Source organism: Streptomyces similanensis, from assembly GCF_039543625.1.
GTDB lineage: Bacteria > Actinomycetota > Actinomycetes > Streptomycetales > Streptomycetaceae > Streptomyces > Streptomyces similanensis.
Genome location: NZ_BAABKC010000060.1, coordinates 22725 through 41914 on the forward strand (window position 1 = coordinate 22725; position 19190 = coordinate 41914).

Sequence of the window (19190 nt, forward strand, 5' to 3'; positions counted from 1 at the left end):
GGGCTCACGGGGGCGGGGCGCTCACGGAGGGGTGGGGGGCTCACTTCGTCGCCGGTTTCGCGCCCTTGCGCAGGAAGCCCATGTCCTCGTAGACCGGCGTCTGGAAGCCGAAGGCGCCCACGTTGGCCAGGTCGGCGCGGGCGGCGACGAGCTGGGGGCGCTGGTAGAGCGGGATGGAACCGGCCGCGGCCCAGATGCGGGAGTCGGCCTTGCGGATCAGGCTGCGCTCCTCGTCCTCGTCCAGGGTGGCGATGGCCTGGTCGAAGAGCTGGTCGACCTGGTCGGTGCCGACCCGGGTGTAGTTCTGCTGGACGTTGAGGGAGCCGTCGGCGGCCGGGACCGGCTTGGCGTAGACGGGGCGGGCGTCGGTGGCCGGGTAGGCGGAGGACGGCCAGGAGTACAGGGCCAGGTCGAACTGCCCCGAGGCGATGTGGTCGCGGAAGTAGCTGTCCTCGGAGACCTTGGTGATCTCCGTGGTGATGCCGACCTTTTTCAGCATGGCCGTGATCCGGTCGGCGACCTTGCGCAGCGTGTCCGAGCCGGGGCCCGAGGGCAGCACGAAGCGGAGCGTGAGGGGCTTGCCGTCCTTGGCCAGCGGTCCGGCCACGGCGCCGGCCGGCGCGGCGGTGCCCTTGGGGGCGTAGGCGCCGGGCGCGCCGCCCTGGGTGAGGTGCTCCCTGGCGTACTGCCGGCCGTCCTGGGCGAGCTGCTGGGCGCCGCTGCCGTCCCCGGCGTGCTGCCCCGCGCGGTCCTCGGTGCTCTCCCGGCCGGCCTGGCGGCCGTGCTCGTCGCTCGCGGCGCGGCCCTTGCCGTCGCCGTTGTGCTCCACGTCGTCGTCGACGCCGACGATGTAGGTGCCGTCGCCGGCGGCGGCGTCCGGGCCGTCCCCGCCCTTGTCGCGTTCGGCGCCCGCCGCCTTGTCGCCCTTCTTCTGGTCCTTGACCGCTCCGTGCACCCAGCCGGCGTCGGTGAGCAGCGCCTGCGCCTGGGCCGCGTCCTGGCCGCCGAGCGCGTCGCTGCTGTCGGCGTAGGCGTCCTGGCCGGACAGGGCGAGGTGGCTGCCGACCGGGACGGCGGGCAGACCGAGCGGCTTGAGGACGAGGTCGGCGATCTCCTGGCGGTTCAGGGCGTGCGCCACGGCGTGCCGGACGCGTTCGTCGGCGAGCGGGCCGCCGGCGCCGTTGAGGGCGAGCTGGGTGTAGGCGGGCTCCAGCGACTTGCGGACCTTGATCCGCCGCAGTCCGTCCTGCTGCCTGAGGTAGGCGCCGAGCGTGCCGCGGCCCTTCGCCAGGGCGCCGCGCTCACGGTCGGCGGCCTCCTCGTCGGAGCCGTGCAGCAGCGCCCAGGAGCGCAGCGCCTTGGCGGCGGTGCGGCCGCCCGAGCCCGTGACCGGCGAGCTGCCCTGGCTGCCCGCCGCCCGGGCGACGCGGTCGGCGTCGGCGGGGTCGACGTCGGCCACGTCCACCGTGCCGTCGGCCAGGGCCGCGGCCCGCTTGTCGCGGGGCACCTCGTGCAGCACGATCCCGGAGAGCTTGGCGGGGTGGCCCCACCAGCGGGGGTTGCGGGCGAGGACGACGTCCTTGTCCTTGGTGTCGATCTTCTGCACGGCGAACGGCCCGGCGCTGACCTTGAGCTTCTTGCGCGCGCCGTCGTTGAAGGAGTTGGCGCTGCCGGTGACGTCCTTGGGGTACAGCGGGGAGAACAGCGACCTCCAGTCCGCGTAGGGGCGGGCGAAGGTGACGCGGACCTCCAGGTCGTTGGCGCCGCGCTCGACCTTCTCGATGCGGTCGTAGCCGGCGTTGCGCGCGGTCCAGTACGCGGAGTCCTTGCCGGACAGGGCGCGCCACTGGGCGGCGAAGTCGGCGGCGCCGATCTCGCGGCCGTCGCTCCAGACGGCCTGCTGGTTGAGCCGGTAGACGACGACCTGCTTGGGCTCGGTCTCCACCACGCGGGCGGAGTCGAGGTAGTCGGCGTCGCGCTGCGGCCGGCCGGCGGCGTCGATGCGGAACATGGCGGGCAGGACGGCCTGGGCGATCCGGGTGGTGCCCGCGTCGGCGTCCGCCTGGAAGGTGTTCAGCGTCTGCGGCATCGCGTCCACGGCCCAGCGCAGGGTGCCGCCGTCGCCGATGTCCGTCCGCTGGGCGGCGCCGATGTCCTGCCCGGCGAGCGGCTTGCTGCCCTCGTCGTCGGAGCCGCAGCCGGCCAGCAGGGGCACGGCGAGAGCGCCCGCGGCCAGGAAGGCGACCGAGCGCATGACCGCCCGTGGTCCGACACCGTCGTACGACATCCCTGCTACCTCCGAGGCCCGCTCCCCCGCCGGTGGACTTGGGTGGGGTCCGTTCACGATTGGCGGTATTTGGTGTTGATCAGATCTACGCGGATCTACGGCCCACTGAAGAGGAAAGGGTTCGCCTGGCGGGGACGACACGGCGGAGGGACCGCCGAAGGTCACTCGGGCGGAGCAGGGGGCGACCTGGGGGCGGGGAGCGGGAGGCGCGGGCGGCAAGGAGAGCCGTGGGCGCGGGCGCGGGGAGCGGGAGGCGCGGGCGCCGGGAGAGCCGTAGGCGCGGGCTCGGGGAGGCCCGTAGGTGAGGAGGTCCCGGAGGTCAGGCGGCGGGGTGGGTCGGGGACGGGTGATCGGGGGTGCCAGCGGGGGTGCGGCCGGGGCGGCGGGCCAGGGTCTGGACGCCCAGGCTGCCCATGAAGAGGCACCAGCCGATGATCGGCCACGGGCCCAGTCTGCCGCGGAACGCGCCCAGGAACAGCCACAGGACGGCGCCGACCGCGCCCATCAGCTGGGCGTACCCCCACAGCTTCGGCCGCAGGACGCGCCGCCGGGCCGGCGGCGGCATCCAGCCGGTCGTGACGGCTGCGATGCCGGCCACCACCATCATGCCGACGGCCAGCACCGCGAGGACCACGAGGATCGTGTGCATGACCGTCAGGATGGCACCCGCGCTCCCGCCGGGAACCACCGGTGCACCCCTCGGCGCGGGACCTAGCGGTGCACCCAGTCCTCGCGGTACGCGGTCCAGTCGGCCTCCGTGGCCGCGAAGTCGACGTACAGGGCGACCCCGAAGCGGGCGCGGCCGGCGTCGGTGCGGGACAGGCCGAGGCGAACGCCCCGGACGGCGGCCGGCACGGTCTCCGCGTGCGCCCAGTGGCCGAACCGGTTCTCGTGGTAGAAGGGCAGGCCCATCAGCAGCTGGGTGCCCGGCGGGGTGACCTCCAGGGCGAGCGAGGTCTGCTGCGCGACGTAGCCGCCGTACAGGCTCTGAAGCGGCTGCATGGTGTCGTACGACATCACGGCGATCTGGTCGACGCGACGGGCGACCTCGCCGAAGTACGCCTGCGACCACCACTTGGGGTGGTTGGTGAGGGTCTTCCACACCGAGTGGAAGGACGGCAGCGGGTCGATCTGGTGGGCGGCGACGGACAGCAGGGCGCCGTGCGCGCGGGTGACGGCGCGCAGGTCGTCGAGGAGGGCGAGGTAGTCGCGGTCGCCGGAGTGCAGCGGCTCCAGGTCGAAGTGGGCGCCCTGGAAACCGGCGGCCAGGACCTCGCGGGTGGAGGCCACGACGGCGGTCCGCGTCCGTTCCCGCTCCAGCCGGAGCCCGTCCGGGGACTCGGTGGCCAGCACGTCGCCGAGCCAGGCCTGCACCCGCACGCCGGGCAGCTCCCGGTGCACGGCGGCTATGAACCAGCTCGCCTTCGGGTACACCGCCTTGGGCAGCGTTCCGTCGTGCTCCAGCGGGCCCGTGTGCACGTACAGGTCGTGGATGCCGGTCGGGCGCAGCCGCTCGGCCAGGGCCGCCACGTCGGCGGCGGACTTGCGCCCGTCCACCCAGGCGTGCCCGAGCCAGATCGCGTCCTGCCCCCTGGTGTACGTCCCGTCGGCGGGGTCCCCCGTGTAGTTCACCCGCAGCGCGGCCTCGGCGACGAGCAACGGCACGACCAGCACCAGCACCAGCGCGAACACCCCCCGCCGCACCCACCGGCCCCACCGCCTACGCCCACCGGCCGCACCCCCGGCCCTCTGCCGCCCGCCTCCACCTGGCGGCGCCTCCTGCCCTGGGCCGGCATCCGGGTCTCCGTCGGGGGCGGGGGCGGGGGTGGTGACCGGGCCGGCGTCCGGAGCCACAGCCGGGCCGGCGGCCGGAGCCGCAGCCGGACCGGAGGCTGGAGCCACGCCCGGCTCCGCGGCCGGACCGGAGGCTGGAGCCGTGCCCGGCTCCGCGGCCGGACCGGAGGCTGGAGCCGTGCCCGGCTCCGCGGCCGGGCCGGGGGGCGGAGTCGCGTTCGGCTCCTCGACGGGGTCGGCGGCCGGGACCGGGCCGTGTCGCCGCGGGGAGGGGCCCGGGTCCGCGCCGGGTCCCGGAGCCGTACCCGAGTCCGCAGGAGGGGTCGGGGTTGTGCGGCGCTCCGGCTCCGGGGCCGGGGGCGACGCCTCGGCCGGTTCCGGAGGCGGCGTCGTGGGCGGTGTCCGCGGGGGCGGGTCCGGTGTTCCGTTCGGTGGGGGTTTCATTCCCGTCGCCTTCCTCCCGTGTCGGCCTGGACCGTCCGCGCCGTCACCGGTCGCGGGGCCGCCCGGGCGGTCATACGCTCCCGAATGTGACGTCCTCCCCGCCCCCGGCGCCCCGGCAGCGGCGCGCCGCTCCGCGCTGGCCGGCGCGGGTGACGTGCGCCGTGTTGCTGGTGGGGCCGACGCTTCCGGTGATGACGATCAACACCGGCACCGCGGTTGCAGCCGCCGCGGTGCCCCGGGCCGGCCCGCAGGACGAGACGTCGGACACCGCCCTGGTCCTGCCGCTCGTGGCGCTCGGCGCGGCGGGCGTCCTCACCGGGTACGGCTGCCTGCGGCGCGCCCGCCGCGCCCGGGCCCGTACCGCCCCGGCCGGCGGCCCCGCCCCGCCGTCGTACGGACCGGCGCCGCGAGCCGGGCTCGACAGGCAGGCCCGGGACCGCCTCGTGGCGGCCGACGACTGCGTGCGGACCTCCCGCGAGGAACTCGCCTTCGCGGCGGCCGAGTTCGACGCCGAGGCCGTCGAGCCGTACGCGCGCGCCGTACGGCAGGCCGAGACCGAACTCGCCGCCGCCTTCGCGCTGCGCCGCCGCTACGACCACGGCGTCCCCGCGGACCCGGCGGCCCGGCGGCAGGCGCTGGCCGGCATGGTCGGACGATGTGAGGAGGCGGGCCGGCTGCTGGACGCCGTGGCCGACGGGTTCGACGAGCTGCGCGGCCTGGACCGCGGGGCGGACGCGCTGGGCGCGGCGCTGGAACCGGTGGAGGCGCGGTTCCGCGAACTGGCGGCCCGGACGCCGACGACGCAGGCGCGGCTGGCCGCGCTCGCCGCGCGCTACGCCCCCACCGCGACCGAGCACACCGCAGGCCACGTGGAACAGGCCAAGGACCGGCTCGTGTTCGCCGCCCTCCGCCTCAACCAGGGTCGCCAGGCGAGCGATTCGGGCCGCGTCTCCGCCGCCGTCGCCCATCTGCGCGCCGCCGAGGGCGCGGTGGCGCAGGCGGCCGTGTTCCTGGACGGCGTCGACCGCCTCGCCGCCGTACTGGACGAGGCCGCCGCGCTCGTCCCCGCCGCGCTCACCGGAGCGGAGGCGGAACGGGCCGGGGCGGCCGACCGGCTCCCGGACGTACCGCCCGGCGAGGTGCGCGCCCGCCTGCTGCACGCCGACGCGGTACTGGCCTCCGTACGAGGCGAGTTGGCCCCCGGGCCGGGGGATGCGGCCACCGGGCGGCCGTACGAACCGGTGGACCTGCTGCGCCGGATCGTCCGGGCGGCCGCGCCGCTCGCCCTGGGCCGCACCGGTGTGCTGTCCGCCGCCGCCCTGCTCACCGCCCGCTGCGCCACCGACGCCGCGGCCGGCTTCGTCACCACCCACCGGGGCGCGGTGGGCGCCGCGCCCCGCACCCTGCTCGCCGAGGCGCGGCGCCTCCTCGCCTCCCCGGCCCCCGCCGACCACCTGCGCGCCGACGAGCTGGCCCGCGAGGCCCTGGCGGCGGCCGAGCAGGCCGTCCGCGCCCACGGCAACCCGTACGCCGAGGCAGACACCCGGGTGAGCGGCACCGCCGGAGCGGTCCTCGGCGGCATCCTGCTCCCCGTCGGCCTGCCCACCGGCGTCCCCCCGGCCTTCGGCGGCCCCGCGACCCGGACCCGGCGCACCGCGTCCGCTGCCTGAGACCGACCGACGACGCGAGCGGGCGGCGACGCGGCCGGGCGGCAGCGCGAGCGGGTCGTGGCCCGGCGCGGCCGGGCGGCGGCGCGGGCGGCCGGGCAGCGACACGGGCGGCCGGGCAGCGACACGGGCGGCCAGCAGCGCAGGCGGGCCGCAGCGCGGGCGGGCAGTGACACGGGGCGCGGGTCGCGACGCGTGCGGCCAGCAGCGCAAGCGGGTCGCGACGCAGGCGCGCGGCAGCGCAGGCAGGTCGCAGCGCGGGCGGGCAGTAACACGGGCCGTGGGGCTAACAGCGCAGGCAGGCGGCCAGCAGCGCAGGCAGGTCGCGGCACGGACGGGCAGCAGCGCGGCCGGGCGGGCAGTGACACGGGCGGCCAGCAGCGCAGGCAGGTCGCGGCGCGGGCAGGCAGTGACACGGGGCGGGCGGGTCGCAACGTGGGCGGCCAGCCGCGCAGGCGTGCAGCAGCGCAGGCGGCCAGCAGCGTAGGCAGGTCGCGGCGCAGGTGGGCAGTAGCGCGGGGCGGGTGGGTCAGAACAGGCTCAGCAGGGCCTCCGCCGGGTCCATCAGGCCGTTCTCGCCGTCGGGCAGCGGGAGTTCGAACCACACCGTCTTGCCGCGCGGGGTGCGCCGTGAGCCCCAGGCGGCGCTGAGCAGGCCGACCAGCTGGAGGCCGCGGCCGCCCTCGTCGGTGTCGCGGGCGCGGCGGCGGCGCGGCTGCACCAGCCCGGAGTCCCACACCTCGCACACCAGTGTGCGGTCCAGCAGCAGCCGGAGCCTGATCTCGCCCTCGCCGTAGCGCAGGGCGTTGGTGACCAGTTCGCTGACCAGGAGTTCGGCGGTGTCGACCAGCGGTTCCAGGTCCCAGGCGAGCAGCTGGGAGCGGGCGTACTCACGGGCGCGGCCGACGCTGCGGGGCTCGCGCGGCAGGGTCCAGTCGCCGACGGACTCGGCGGGCAGCCCCTGCACCCGGGCCATCAGCAGCGCGATGTCGTCCTCGCCGTGGTGGCTGCCGAGGGTGTTGAGGACGTGGTCGCAGACGTCCTCCAGTGGCCGGTTCTGGTCGGTGAGCGCCCCGACGAACGCCTGGAGACCCTCGTCCAGCGGGTGGTCGCGGGACTCGACCAGGCCGTCGGTGTAGAGGGCGAGCAGCGCGCCCTCGGGGAGTTCGACCTCGACCTCCTCGAAGGGCTCGCCGCCGACGCCGAGCGGCAGCCCGGGCGGCACGTCCAGCATCAGCGCGCTCTCGCCGGGTTCGACCAGGACCGGCGGCAGGTGGCCGGCGTTGGCGAAGGTGCACCTGCGGGTGACGGAGTCGTAGACGGCGTAGACGCAGGTGGCGAGGTAGACCTCGGAGAGGTCGGCCTCGCGGGGGCGGCGGGCCGCCCGGGTGGCCTGCTGGATACCTCCGGGCGCGCCGAGGCCGCGGGCGATCTCGTCCAACTGGGAGAGCACTTCGGCGGGTTCGAGGTCGAGCAGGGCGAGGGTGCGCACGGCGGTGCGCAGTTCGCCCATCGCGACGGCGGCGCGCAGGCCGCGGCCCATGACGTCGCCGACGACCAGCGCGGTGCGGTGTCCCGGCAGTTCGATGACGTCGAACCAGTCGCCGCCGACCTCGCTGGGCCGGCCGGTGGCCGCGTTGCCGGGCAGGTAGCGGCAGGCGATGTCGAGCCCGGACGCCTCCGGGTCGCCGGGCGGGAGCAGGGACCGCTGGAGGATCAGCGCCCGCTCGTGCTCGCGCCGGTAGAGGCGGGCGTTGTCGATGCAGACGGCGGCGCGGGCGGCGAGTTCCACGGCGAGGTCGCGGTCCCGGTCGCCGAACGGTTCGCTGCCCTTGGTCCGCGCGAACTGCGCCAGCCCGACGACGGTGTCGTGGGCGACCATCGGGACGGCGAGCGTGGACTGCACCAGGCCGCCCTCCTCGCCGGGCACGAGTTGCGGGCGGGCGGTGCGCAGGGCGTCGGCGCAGCGGGAGTTGAAGGCGAAGTGGTGGACGGCGCCGACCTCCACGTACGCGCCGGAGCCGGGGAAGGGCGCCCCGGAGACGGCGCTGGCGAAGGCGACGCGGCGCAGTTCGGCGCTGCCGTCGGCGAGTCCGGGCGGCGCCTCGTCGCCGGCCAGCAGGCCCTGGTAGAGGTCGACGGTGGCCAGGTCGCAGAAGCCGGGGACCACGACGTCGAGCAGTTCGCGGGCGGTGGTCTCCAGGTCCAGGGAGTTGCCGATGCGGGCGCCGGCCTCGTTGAGCAGGGCGAGGTTGCGCCGGGCGGCGGCGGCCTCGCGGGCGGCGGCGCGGCGGGCGGTGATGTCGGTGCCGAGCCAGGCGATGCCGATGGGGCGGCCGGTGCCGCTGTGCACGCGGTAGAGGTTGATGGACCAGTGGCGCCGCTCGTCGGAGCCGGGCACGAACCCGGTGACGTGCATGTCGGTGATGGAGTCGCCGGTCTCCAGGACCCGGCGCAGGATGGCCGTGACCCGTTCGCCCTCGGCGCGCGGCAGGTAGTCGGGGACGCCCTTGCCGCGGTGGTCGTCGGGGCGGCCGCCGAAGATGGAGGCGAACCGCTGGTTGGCGCGGCGGATCCGGAGGTCGGGGTCCAGCAGCAGGAAACCGAACGGCGATTGGCCGAAAATCGCCTGCGAGGCGGCGAGGTCGGTCTCGATGCTGCGCAGGGTGCGGACGTCGACGACGATGCAGACGGCGGCCTTGTCGCCCTCCGCGGTGCGGGTCGGCATGACGTACACCTCGGCGAGCCCGCGCACCACGCGCGGCCCGGGGCCGCGGACGGGGCCGCCGAGGTCGTCGCCCGCCGCGCCGTCGCCGGGCGCGCGGCCGGCCGGGACCGGCAGGCGGAAGGGGACCACACCGGTCCATTCCCGTCCGTCGAGGATCTCGGCCATCTTGCGCTGGCCCTGTTCGCGCAGATCGGAGTCGATGAACGCGTCGATGGGGTCCATGCCGACGGCACGCTCGGCCGGGATCCCGAACAACTGCTCGGCGCGCAGGCTCCACTGGTCCACATGACCGTCGGGGCCGATGGAGAACGAGGCGACCTTGATGTAGTCGTAGATGGAGCCGGGCGGGTTGCTCTGCCACATCGCGTCCACGGGCGGCGCCCCTTCGTGGGAGCCCTCGCCCGTGGACCTCTTCATCGCGCCGTCCGACGGGTCCTCGGACTCCGTGGCCTTCGCTGGTATCTCGCTCACGCGAACCGTCCCCTCCAGCTCACCGCATCCGGCACCGGTCACCGGAGGCGGCTGCCCGCAGTATCCAGCACTACGGCGCCGCGCGACACGGTGTTCACGATCACAGGACCATCCCGATGCGTTTCGGTCCGGCCTGCGACAACACACCAGTCTTCTAACCAGGCGACAGCCCGTCGAACCCCGTGGCGGTCAATCGTCATCGCCGACCGTCACCGGCGGCGGTCCCGGACGGCCCGTACGGGCGGGAATCGCCGCACTCCGGTCGGGGACGGCCGTCCGGCGGTCGGCGACGATCATCACGGTCCGTCACGTACGGCCCTCGTGCCCGTCGGGCACCGCCAGTTCGAACCAGACGGTCTTGCCGGCCTCGGCGGGGCGGGTGCCCCAGCGGCGGGAGGAGGACGCCACCAGCTGCAGGCCGCGTCCGCTCTCGTCGTCGGGGCGGGCGGCGCGTTCGCGGGGCGGGTCGGGCAGCGGGTCGGAGACCTCGACCAGCAGCACGTCCGGCAGTCCGGCCGGACGCACCAGGCGCAGGCCGATCGGTCCGGTGGCGTGCCGCAGGGAGTTGGTGACCAGTTCGCTCACCAGCAGGACGGCGGTGTCGCCGACGCTGTCCAGTTCCCAGGTGCGCAACTGGCCGCGGACGGCGGCGCGCGCCGTGCGCACCGCGCCGGGGTCCGCGGGGAACGTCCACTCGGCGCAGTCGCCTTCGGTGTCGATCACGCCGATCACTTCCCAGGACAGGGAGCCCATCACGTCCCATTTCATACGATTAACTGCCCCCTACCCGGTATCCCGCCCGCAGTACCGTCCGGCGCCGTCCCCTAACGCCTGCGGCGCCTCCCTGTGCTGCGAACGGCGCACAGGAGGGGCTGGACCGAGGGGACGCGGCGGCCCGGCGGCTTCAGCCGGGCGCGGGGTCAGGCGTCCCCGGCCGCGGGCGGCGGGGCTGCCGGGAGACGGGCGAGGGCGGCGCGCACCGCGGGGACGTCCTGGTCGAGCCAGGGGACGGACCAGACCTCGGCCGGCGCCAGCCAGCGCAGTTCGTCGTGGTCCTGAAGGGCTTTCGGGGCGGCGGAGCCGGGGCACAGGCGCGCGGTCCACACCCGCAGTTCGTAGGGCGGCCGCAGCGGCCAGCTGCCCGGAACCCGCTCGGCGACCTCGGCGTCGACGCCGAGTTCCTCGCGCAGTTCGCGGACGAGGGCGGCCTCGGGGCGCTCGCCGGGCTCGACCTTCCCGCCGGGCAGCTCCCACCGGCCGGCCAGCTCGGGCGGGGCGCTGCGGCGCGCGGCGAGCAGCCGCCCGCCGTCCACCAGGGCGGCCCCCACCACCACGATCCGTTCACTCATGCGCCGGAGCCTACGGGAGCACGCCCCGGCTCGGCGCCGCGGCCAGCTCGGAGCGGCACCGCTCACCCGCGGAAAAGCGGAACGTCGGGGTCAGCCGCCGCCGGCCGTCCCGCCGTCCTCCAGACACTCCACCCAATACAGCTGCTTGTGGCCGCGGCTGTCGAGGCTGTCGGCGATCTCCTCGGCCTCCGCGCGGGTGGCGTACCTGCCCACGCGGTAGCGATTGCCGTTGTCGTCCTGCCGGACGACGAGCCAGGGAAGAGTGATCGTGCTGTCGTTCATCCCGCCCCACTGCTCCTTCCCGCCCCGGTGCGCCTTCGCGCTCCGGAGCCCGCGCCCGCGATCGGCGTCCGCCCCCGCGTCGCGCGCCGCACGTCGAGGGAAACCGCAGTTCGCATATGCCCGAGCCTACGCCCTACCTTTACGCAGCGAACACGGCTTTTCACAAAGAGGTAGCCAACCGGCCAGTAACCCAGGGGCGCACACAGCTGAACGCGCCGCATCTGGCGTGGGTGTGTGATGTACGGGACGCACCGCACGGGACGGGGTCGACCTGGGAGAACGGCCGGAATACAGCGCCGGTCCGGCGCCCGGGAGCCGGGCGGGGCAGGCCGTGACCGCCCGAGGGGGCGCGCACCAGCGCACGCGCCGCCCCGGCGGTCCGACCCCGCGGCCGGGGCGCGGTTACTTGACGGGCAGGTGGTAGGCCACCCGGTAACGATCGGCGGGGATCACCACGTCGGCCGTCTCCACGGCCCGGCCGGAGGCGTAGAAGGTGCGCTGGACGACCACGACGACATGGCCGGGGACGCCCCCGAGGGTGTGCAGTTCCTCGGCGAGGCCGGGCCGGGCGCCGACCTCCTCGGTGACGTTGTCCACGACGACGTCGATGGCGCGCATCCGCTCCACCACGCCCATGCCGCCCAGCGGCCCCTCCTCGGGCAGCATCACCGGCGTACGGCCGGTGAGGGCGAGCGGCTCCCAGGAGGTGGAGAGCATCATCGCCTCGCCCGCGTCCCGGTAGACGTACTTCGTGCGCATCACACGGTCGCCGGGCTTGATGCCGAGCCGCTCCGCGATGACGCCGCCGGCCTCGGTCTGCGCGCTCCGGGACTCCCAGGTGCCGCGCGCCTCGACCGCCGCCTGCTCCTGCCGGAACGGGGTCGCCCCGCCGGCCGGCCGGAATCCGGAGCGGGCCACCCGGCGCGGCACGGGCCGCTCGCGCACGTAGGTCCCGGAGCCGGAGCGGCCCTCGACCAGGCCCTCCGCCATCAGCACCTTGCGCGCCTCCAGGGCGACGGTGTCCGAGACGCCGTACTCCTCCCGGATCCTCGCCTGGGAAGGCAGTCGGGTGTGCGGCGGCAGCTGACCGTCGACGATCTTTTTGCGGAGGTCACCCGCGACACGCAGATACGCCGGCTGCTCACCGAAAGTCACTGGCCACTCCCATCAGGTTCTACAGACAGCAACAGCCTGGCAACCGTAGGTTGTAACTTGCAAGCAAAGGCCAGAGAATCACTCGATGTGATGACGTCCGCCGACGGCGGGCCTTACCCAGGCGGTTCCTCCCCGCTATGACGCCCGTCACACCTCGGCCGCCCCGCACCGCCCCGGCCCCATCCCGGCTTCACCCCGGCTCCAGCCCGGCTCTCTTCCGGCCACCCCCGCTCCGGACCCGGCCTTCCGCACCGCCGCACCACCCGGAACCGCGCGTCCGGTGACCGGGGACGCGCGGCCGTCCGGGGCTTAACCTGCGATCATGACACCTCTGCCGGACCGCTACTGCCCCACCGACGGCGTCCGCATCCCCGGCGCCTCGCTGGCCTGGTGCTGCCCCTCCTGCCACGGCCCCCTGGACCTCGACTTCGCGCCCACCCCGGCGCCCCTGAAGTCCCTCACCGGACGCGTCAACTCCCTGTGGCGGTACGCCGAGACGCTGCCGCTGGCCGCGCCCACGGTCTCGCTCGGCGAGGGCCGCACCCCGCTGGCGCCGCTGACGGACGAGATCTCGGCCAAGCTCGACTACCTGATGCCGACGCTGTCCTTCAAGGACCGGGGCGCGGTGCTGCTGGCCGAACTCGCGCTGCGCGCCGAGCCCCGCCGGGTGGTCGCCGACAGCAGCGGCAACGCGGGCACCTCGGTGGCGGCGTACTGCGCCCGCGGACGGCTGCCCTGCACGGTGTACGTACCACTGGGTACAGCCACGAAGAAGCTGGAGCAGATCGAGGCGCACGGGGCGCGGGTGGAGGTGGTGGACGGCGGCCGCGAGGCGGCGGCGGCCGCGGCCCGGCGGGCGGCGGACGCACCGGACACCTTCTACGCCTCGCACGTCTACAACCCCTACTTCCTGCACGGCACCAAGACCTACGTCCACGAGCTGTGGGAGGACCTCGGCGGGCGCCTGCCCGACGTCCTCGTCCTGCCGGTGGGCAACGGCACCCTGCTGCTCGGCGCGGCCCTGGCCATCGCCGAGCTGTACGGGGCCGGGCTGCTGGACCGGCGCCCGGCGCTGTGGGCGGTGCAGGCGGCGGCGGTCGCGCCGCTGGCCGAGGCGTTCGCCCAGGGCGCCGACGACCTCACCGGGACGACTGCCGTCTCACCCACCCTCGCCGAGGGCATCGCCATCCCGCGCCCGCCCCGCGCCCGCCAGATCCTGCGCGCGGTACGCGACTCGGGCGGCACCTTCCTGACGGTGACCGAGGACCAGATCCGCCACGCCCAGCTGGACCTGGCCTCGCGCGGCCTGTTCGTGGAGTCGACCGGCGTGGCCTGCTGGGCCGCCGTACGGGAGGGCGCCCTGGCCGGGAAGTCGGCGGTGGTGCCGCTGTGCGGGGCCGGCCTGAAGTCGGGCCTCGCCCGCGCGTAGCACCTCCCGGGGCGCGTTCGGCTCGGGAGGGCGCGCGGCTCAGTCCTCGAACGCGGTGGCGCGGCCGCGCTTCTCCCAGGCGGCGACCTCGGCGCGCACCTGGTCGAGATGGCCGAGGACGGCGGTGACCGCGTCGTCGCCCAGCGGCAGCCGCAGCGGGGTGTCCGGCGCGTCCAGGGCGGCCAGGACGAGCGCCGCCGCCTTCGCGGGGTCGCCCGGCTGGCCGCCGTCGCCGCCCGCCACCGCGGCGCGGGTCCCGGCCACCTTGGCGTACACGCCGCTGTCCGCGCTGACCCCGGCCCGGCCCGTGCCGAACAGCGAGGTGCGGAAGGCCCCCGGCTCCACGATCAGCACCTTCACGCCGTACTCCTCGACCTCGTCCGCGAGCGCCTCCGACAGTCCCTCCAGGGCGAACTTCGTCGCGCTGTAGGCCGCGAAGCCCGCGAAGGACAGCTGCCCGCCCATGCTGCTCATCTGCACGATCGCCCCCGAGCGCCGCGCGCGCATGGACGGCAGCACCGCGCGGGTCAGCGCCGCCGGACCGAACACGTGCACGTCGAACAGATCGCGCAGCTCCTGCTCGGTGGTCTCCTCGAACGCCCCCACATGGGTGCGGCCCGCGTTGTTGACCAGGACGTCGATCCGCCCGTGCCGGGCCAGCACGTCCCGTACGGCGGTCTCGGCGGCGGCCGTGTCGGTCACGTCCAGGCGCAGCGCCTCCACCTGGTCGGGGTGGGCGGCCACCAGGTCGTCCAGGTCTTCGGTGCGCCGGACGGCGCCCACCACCACGTCACCGGCGGCGAGGGCGGCCTCGGTGATCGCCCGTCCGAAACCGCTGCTCGCGCCGGTGATCAGCCACACCTTGTTCATGACCCCTCCTGGAGGCTCTCGTGCTCTCGTGGTCGCGTCGTCGGGCTCAACTCTGCGGCCGGCGGGGGTGGTCCGTCCAAGACCCGGTGTGATAACCGATGGCTATGACGACGGACGTGCACCTACGGGAGCTGCGCTACTTCGCCACGGTGGCCGAGGAGCTGCACTTCACCCGCGCGGCGCAGCGGCTGTACGTGTCCCAGCCCGCGCTGAGCAAGCAGATCCGCGCGCTGGAGCGGCAGTTGGGCGTGGAGCTGTTCCGGCGCACCCCGCGGGGCACGGCGCTCACCGAGGCGGGCGCGGCGCTGCTGCCGCACGCGCGCCGGGTGCTGGCCGACTGGGACGGCGGCGCGGCTGCGGTGGCCGAGGCCAGGGCGGCCCAGCGGGGCACGCTGGTGGTGGGGATGAGCACCAGCCCCGGACGCGGCGGGCTGCTGCCGGCGATCCGGTCCCGGTTCACGGCCGCCGAGCCCGAGGCGTCGGTGCGGTTGCGCCAGGCGAGCTGGGACGACCCGACGGCGGGCCTGGCGGACGGCACGGCGGACGTCGCCTTCGTGTGGCTGCCGCTGCCCGGCGCCGGGGACTACGACTGGACGGTGGTCGCCGAGGAACCGCGGCTGGTGGCGCTGGCGGACACGCATCCGCTGGCCGCCCGCGCGGAGATCGACTTCGCCGACCTGGCCGCCGAGCCGTTCCTCGCGCTGCCCCGGACCGCCGGCCCGCTGCGCGACCACTGGCTCGCCCTGGACGCCCGCGGCGGCGCCGAGCCCGTGATCGGCGCCGAGGTGGCGAGCACCGAGGAGACGTACGAGGCGCTGGTGGCGGGGCTCGGCGTGGTTCTGGTCGCGGCCGGCAACGTCCCGCTGATCAGCCTCGGCGGGGTGAGCGCCCGGCCGGTGCGCGGTCTGGGACCGAGCCGGTACGCGCTGGCCTGGCGCCGCGAGCACGCCCGGCGGCCGCTGGTGCGGGCGTACGCGGAGGCCTGCCGGCTGGCCACGGACGGCAGGTGACCGCTCCACCGGGCCCGGCACCCCCGCCCCGGAGGGCCTCGGTCCTGGTACCGCAGTCCTGGTACCGCATCAGGAAGGCCCCGCCGAACCGGCGGGGCCTTCCTGTCCGCCCCGCGCCGAGGACCGGCTGGGGGAGCCGGACCCTCGGGCGAGGGGAGGTCAGAACTCGTCGGCGCCGTTGCGCAGTTCTTCCGTCCAGTAGCCGGTCTTGGCGACCGCCTCGTCGACCGCGAGTCCGCCGGCCGGGGCCTTCACGTCGACGCTGCCCTCGGCCGGGCCGTCGGGGGCGAAGAGGTTGACGGTGAAGGAGGTGACGACCTTGTTGTCCTCGTGCACGCCGCCGTTGGCGATCCGGACGTTGGCGTACGCCGGGGCGCCCGGCGCCAGGACGACCGGCGCCTCGGGCTTGCTCTTGGCGACCGCCGGGATGTCCTTGGCGGTCTGGATCGGGCCGAAGGCGATCAGCGGGTACTGGAGCAGGCGGCAGGAGTGGCCGGAGATGTTCTTCGCGGTCAGCACCACGTGTTCGGTGGGCGTCTCGTCGGCCTTCTGCACCGTGATCCGCACGTCGCCGTAGGCGCAGGCGGGGGCGGACGCGGAGGACTTGCCGGAGCCGTCGGAGCCGCCCGCGGCGGTGCCGCTGCCGCCGGCCTTGCTCTTGACCGCGGTCTGCGCGGCGGTCCCGCCCTTGGCCGTGCCGGAGCCGTCGGAGGCGGCGCCGTCGCTCTTCGCGCCGCCGTCGCTCTTCGAGGTGGCGTCGGGCTTGACGGCGGTGGCGTTCCGCGACGACGCGGCGGCGCCCTCGTCCTTGGTGCCGGTCCCGTCGCCGCCGCCGCACGCGGTCAGGCCCAGCGAGAGGGCGGCGACGGCCGCGGCGGCCAGGACGGTGTGCTTGCGGTGGTCGCGCGTGGTGGTTCGCATGGTGATGCGCATGGTGGTTCTCCCCCGTGGCGGTGGTGAAGCGGTCGTGGCCGGCACCGTTTCCTGATGCCGGCCACCAGCTTCCGCACCGCCGCTGGCGTCCCGCTTACGTCCCGCTAACGCCCCGCTGCCAGCCGGGACAGCAGCTGCGCGGCCCGCTCCGAGCCCTCGGTGAAACCGGCCGCGTCGGCGGCCCGGGTGGCCGAGCGGAACTGGTCGGCGGCCTCCGCGACCCGGCCGAGCCCGGCCAGCGCCTCCCCGCGCAGGATCTGGAGTTCGGCCCGGCCGACCGCGGCGTGCGGCGAGACGAGTGGGGCGGCGCGCGCGGTGTGCGCGAGGGCCGCCGCGTACTGGCCGGAGGTCAGGCAGTGCCGGGCCAGGTGCTGGAGGGCCAGGACCTGGGTGGCGGGGTGGCCGGTGCGGTCGGCGAGGGCGACCGCCCGGGACATCAGCTCCCCGGCCCGCCCGGTCTGCCCCATGCCGCCCAGGACGGCGCCGAGGTTGACGTGGGCGATCGCCTCGCTGATCGCGTCACCGGCGCCGGCCGCCAGCGCGGGCGCCCGCTCCAGGTGGACCAGGGCCTCGGTGTCGCGGCCCTCCTCGTGCAGGATCCAGCCGAGCAGCGCGCAGGTGCGCGACTGCGCGTCCAGGTCGCCCACGTGTTCGGCCGAGGCGAGGCCGGCCTCCAGCAGCGGGGTCCAGCCGTCGGTGATCCGCCACAGCATCAACGGCCACTGCACCAGCGCCAGTCGCCAGGCCCGGTCGTGCAGGCCCAGGGCCGCGGCCGCGGCGACCGCACCCTCCAGCGCGGGGCGCTCCGCCTCGTACCAGGCGAACGCTGCGGACCGGTCCTCGAACTCCCGTGTGGAGGCCGGGCGATGGGCGTCGGCGGGCAGCGAGTAGCAGGGCTGGGAGCCGGGTTCGGCGGCCGCGTCGGCGGCCAGGCCCGTGTAGAGGTAGTGGTCCAGGAGGCGGCGCAGGCCCTCCGGGTCGGCCTGCGGGGCGAGGTGGCGCGCGTACAGCCGGACCAGGTCGTGGGGCGTCCAGCGGCCGGGCACGGACTCGGTGAGCAGATGGGCGGCGGCCAGCCGGTCCAGATCGGCGGAGGCCTGCGCGGGGGTGGTGCCGGCGAGCGCGCTCGCCGCGAACCGGTCCAGGTCGGAGCCGGTGTGCAGGCCGAGCGCGCGGAACATCCGGGCGGCGGGCTCGGGCAGTTGCTGCACGGTCAGGCGCAGAGCCGCGGAGACGCCGGTGTCCTCGACGTTCAGCAGCGCCAGCCGGCCCTGCTCGTCGGCGAGTTCGTGCCCCATCGCGGCCAGGGTCCACTGCGGCCGGCCGGCCAGCCGGGCGGCGGTCACCCGCAGGGCGAGCGGCAGTCCGTCGCACAGCCCGGCCAGCCGCTCGGCCGCCGCGGGTTCGGCGGCGACGCGGTCCTCGCCCAGCACGCTGGCCAGCAGCGCCGCCGAGTCCGCCGCCGGGAGGTGTCCGAGCGGCACCGGGCGGGCCGCGTCGGAGGCGACCAGGCCGCCGAGCCGATCCCGGCTGGTGACCAGCGTGGCGCAGTGGTCGCCGCCGGGCAGCAGCGGGCGGACCTGTTCGGAGGAGCGGGCGTTGTCGAGGACGACGAGCAGCCTGCGGCCCTCGGTCAGCGACCGGAACAGCGCCCCGCGCGCGGCGGCGGTCTCCGGGACGCGCGGCGCGGGCACGCCGAGGGCGAGCAGGAACTCCCGCAGCACGGTCCCGGCGTCGGGCGCCGGGGTGTCGCTGAAGCCGCGCAGATCGGCGAAGAGACGGCCGTCGGGGAAGTCGGCGCGCCGCTGGTAGGCCCAGTGCAGGGCGAACGCCGTCTTGCCGACCCCGGCCGGCCCGGTGACCAGGCAGACCGGCGCGTCGGCGCCGTCCACGGCCGCCGTGAGCGCGGCCAGTTCGGCCCGCCGCCCGGTGAAGCCGCGCGGCGGGCGGGGCAGCAGCTCGGGTACGGACGTCTCGGCGGCCGGCGGGGCCTGCGGGGCGGGCGTCACGGCGGACTCGGCGGGCTCGGCGGCCTTGAGCAGGGTGGCGTAGGCGTCGGTCAGGGCGTCGCCGGGGTCGACGCCGAGTTCCTCGCTGAGCAGCCGGCGGGTGCGGTGGTACCAGTTGAGGGCGTCCGACTGCCGCCCGGACCGGCCCAGCGCCAGCATCAGCGCGGCGGCCAGCGACTCGCGCAGCGGGTGCGCCACGGCCTCGGTGCGCAGGACGGCGGCGGCCCGGCCGTGCTCGCCGAGCTGCCCGTACGCCTGTGCCAGCGCCTCCACGGCGGACAGCCGCAGGTCCTCCAGACCGGCCGCCGCCGCCTCCAGCGGACCGCTGCGCACGGTCCCGGTGAGCGCGGGCCCCTGCCAGCAGGCCAGCGCCTCGCGCAGCATCCGCACGGTGTCGGCGGGCCGGCGCTGCACCCGGGCGAGGCCGACCAGCTCCTCGAAGCGGTGCGCGTCCGCCAGCGACTCGGGCATCTGGAGTTCGTACGCCGCCCCGTGGGTGGCCAGCTCGACGCCGTACTCCCGCGCACCGTGCTCGGCGAGCAGGGCGCGCAGCCGGGAGACGTGGCCCTGGACCACCGTCTTGAAGTGGAGCGGCGGCTCGTGCTCCCACAGGGCCTCGGTGAGCCGGTCGACGCTCACCGGGGTGTTGGGCCGCAGCAGCAGCACGGCCAGCAGCGTCGCCCGCTTGACGGGACCGAGCGGCACGTCCCCGCTCTCCGTGACCACCGCCACGGACCCGAGCAACCGGAACTCCACGTCCTG

Annotated in this window: 14 protein-coding genes; 3 read left to right on the forward strand and 11 right to left on the reverse strand. The window is 75.8% G+C overall.

The features are described 5' to 3' along the window. Positions 1 to 40: 40 nt before the first annotated feature. The 3 genes from ABEB07_RS21180 to ABEB07_RS21190 form a co-directional block, all read right to left on the reverse strand. Positions 41 to 2287, reverse strand: a complete 2247-nt coding sequence (locus ABEB07_RS21180; protein WP_345669804.1) for an ABC transporter family substrate-binding protein — start codon at positions 2285 to 2287, stop codon at positions 41 to 43. Positions 2288 to 2606: 319 nt separating this feature from the next. After that, positions 2607 to 2936, reverse strand: coding sequence for a hypothetical protein (locus ABEB07_RS21185; RefSeq protein ID WP_345669805.1), 330 nt, complete (start codon positions 2934 to 2936; stop codon positions 2607 to 2609). A gap of 62 nt (positions 2937 to 2998) precedes the next feature. Next, complete coding sequence (locus tag ABEB07_RS21190) at positions 2999 to 4189, reverse strand: glycoside hydrolase family 18 protein (RefSeq protein ID WP_345669806.1); 1191 nt, start codon at positions 4187 to 4189, stop codon at positions 2999 to 3001. Between the two features lie 527 nt (positions 4190 to 4716). Between ABEB07_RS21190 and ABEB07_RS21195 the strand changes: the two genes are divergently transcribed. After that, positions 4717 to 6195 (forward strand): hypothetical protein, encoded by a 1479-nt coding sequence (locus ABEB07_RS21195; protein WP_345669807.1) that lies wholly within the window; start codon positions 4717 to 4719, stop codon positions 6193 to 6195. 526 nt (positions 6196 to 6721) lie between these two features. Here the strand turns inward: ABEB07_RS21195 and ABEB07_RS21200 are convergent. The 5 genes from ABEB07_RS21200 to ABEB07_RS21220 form a co-directional block, all read right to left on the reverse strand. After that, positions 6722 to 9391 carry a SpoIIE family protein phosphatase gene (locus tag ABEB07_RS21200; protein ID WP_345669808.1) on the reverse strand — a complete coding sequence of 890 codons (2670 nt, stop codon included), beginning with the start codon at positions 9389 to 9391 and terminating at the stop codon, positions 6722 to 6724. Positions 9392 to 9697: 306 nt separating this feature from the next. Then, a complete protein-coding gene (locus ABEB07_RS21205) occupies positions 9698 to 10144 on the reverse strand; it encodes an ATP-binding protein (protein ID WP_176152107.1) in 447 nt (148 codons plus the stop codon). 167 nt (positions 10145 to 10311) lie between these two features. Beyond that, positions 10312 to 10740 (reverse strand): (deoxy)nucleoside triphosphate pyrophosphohydrolase, encoded by a 429-nt coding sequence (locus ABEB07_RS21210; RefSeq protein ID WP_345669809.1) that lies wholly within the window; start codon positions 10738 to 10740, stop codon positions 10312 to 10314. A gap of 90 nt (positions 10741 to 10830) precedes the next feature. Next, complete coding sequence (locus ABEB07_RS21215; RefSeq protein WP_176150357.1) at positions 10831 to 11022, reverse strand: SPOR domain-containing protein; 192 nt, start codon at positions 11020 to 11022, stop codon at positions 10831 to 10833. Positions 11023 to 11424: 402 nt separating this feature from the next. Next, on the reverse strand, positions 11425 to 12177 hold the full coding sequence (locus ABEB07_RS21220; RefSeq protein WP_164589487.1) for a GntR family transcriptional regulator: 753 nt from the start codon (positions 12175 to 12177) through the stop codon (positions 11425 to 11427). Positions 12178 to 12499: 322 nt separating this feature from the next. Between ABEB07_RS21220 and ABEB07_RS21225 the strand changes: the two genes are divergently transcribed. Continuing rightward, positions 12500 to 13606 (forward strand): pyridoxal-phosphate dependent enzyme, encoded by a 1107-nt coding sequence (locus ABEB07_RS21225; protein WP_345669810.1) that lies wholly within the window; start codon positions 12500 to 12502, stop codon positions 13604 to 13606. A gap of 39 nt (positions 13607 to 13645) precedes the next feature. On the opposite strand, the gene ABEB07_RS21230 is transcribed toward ABEB07_RS21225, so the two are convergent. Beyond that, entirely contained in the window at positions 13646 to 14476 is an 831-nt protein-coding gene (locus ABEB07_RS21230) for an oxidoreductase (protein ID WP_345669811.1), read from the reverse strand. Between the two features lie 98 nt (positions 14477 to 14574). Here ABEB07_RS21230 and ABEB07_RS21235 point away from each other — a divergent pair, with 98 nt between their 5' ends. Continuing rightward, complete coding sequence (locus ABEB07_RS21235) at positions 14575 to 15486, forward strand: LysR family transcriptional regulator (protein WP_345669812.1); 912 nt, start codon at positions 14575 to 14577, stop codon at positions 15484 to 15486. 159 nt (positions 15487 to 15645) lie between these two features. Here ABEB07_RS21235 and ABEB07_RS21240 read toward each other — a convergent pair whose 3' ends face one another. Then, the gene (locus ABEB07_RS21240; protein WP_345669813.1) at positions 15646 to 16407 is read right to left on the reverse strand and encodes a DUF4232 domain-containing protein; all 762 of its coding nucleotides are present in this window, start codon (positions 16405 to 16407) and stop codon (positions 15646 to 15648) included. A gap of 116 nt (positions 16408 to 16523) precedes the next feature. Next, positions 16524 to 19184 (reverse strand): AfsR/SARP family transcriptional regulator, encoded by a 2661-nt coding sequence (locus ABEB07_RS21245; protein ID WP_345669815.1) that lies wholly within the window; start codon positions 19182 to 19184, stop codon positions 16524 to 16526. Positions 19185 to 19190: the final 6 nt, after the last annotated feature.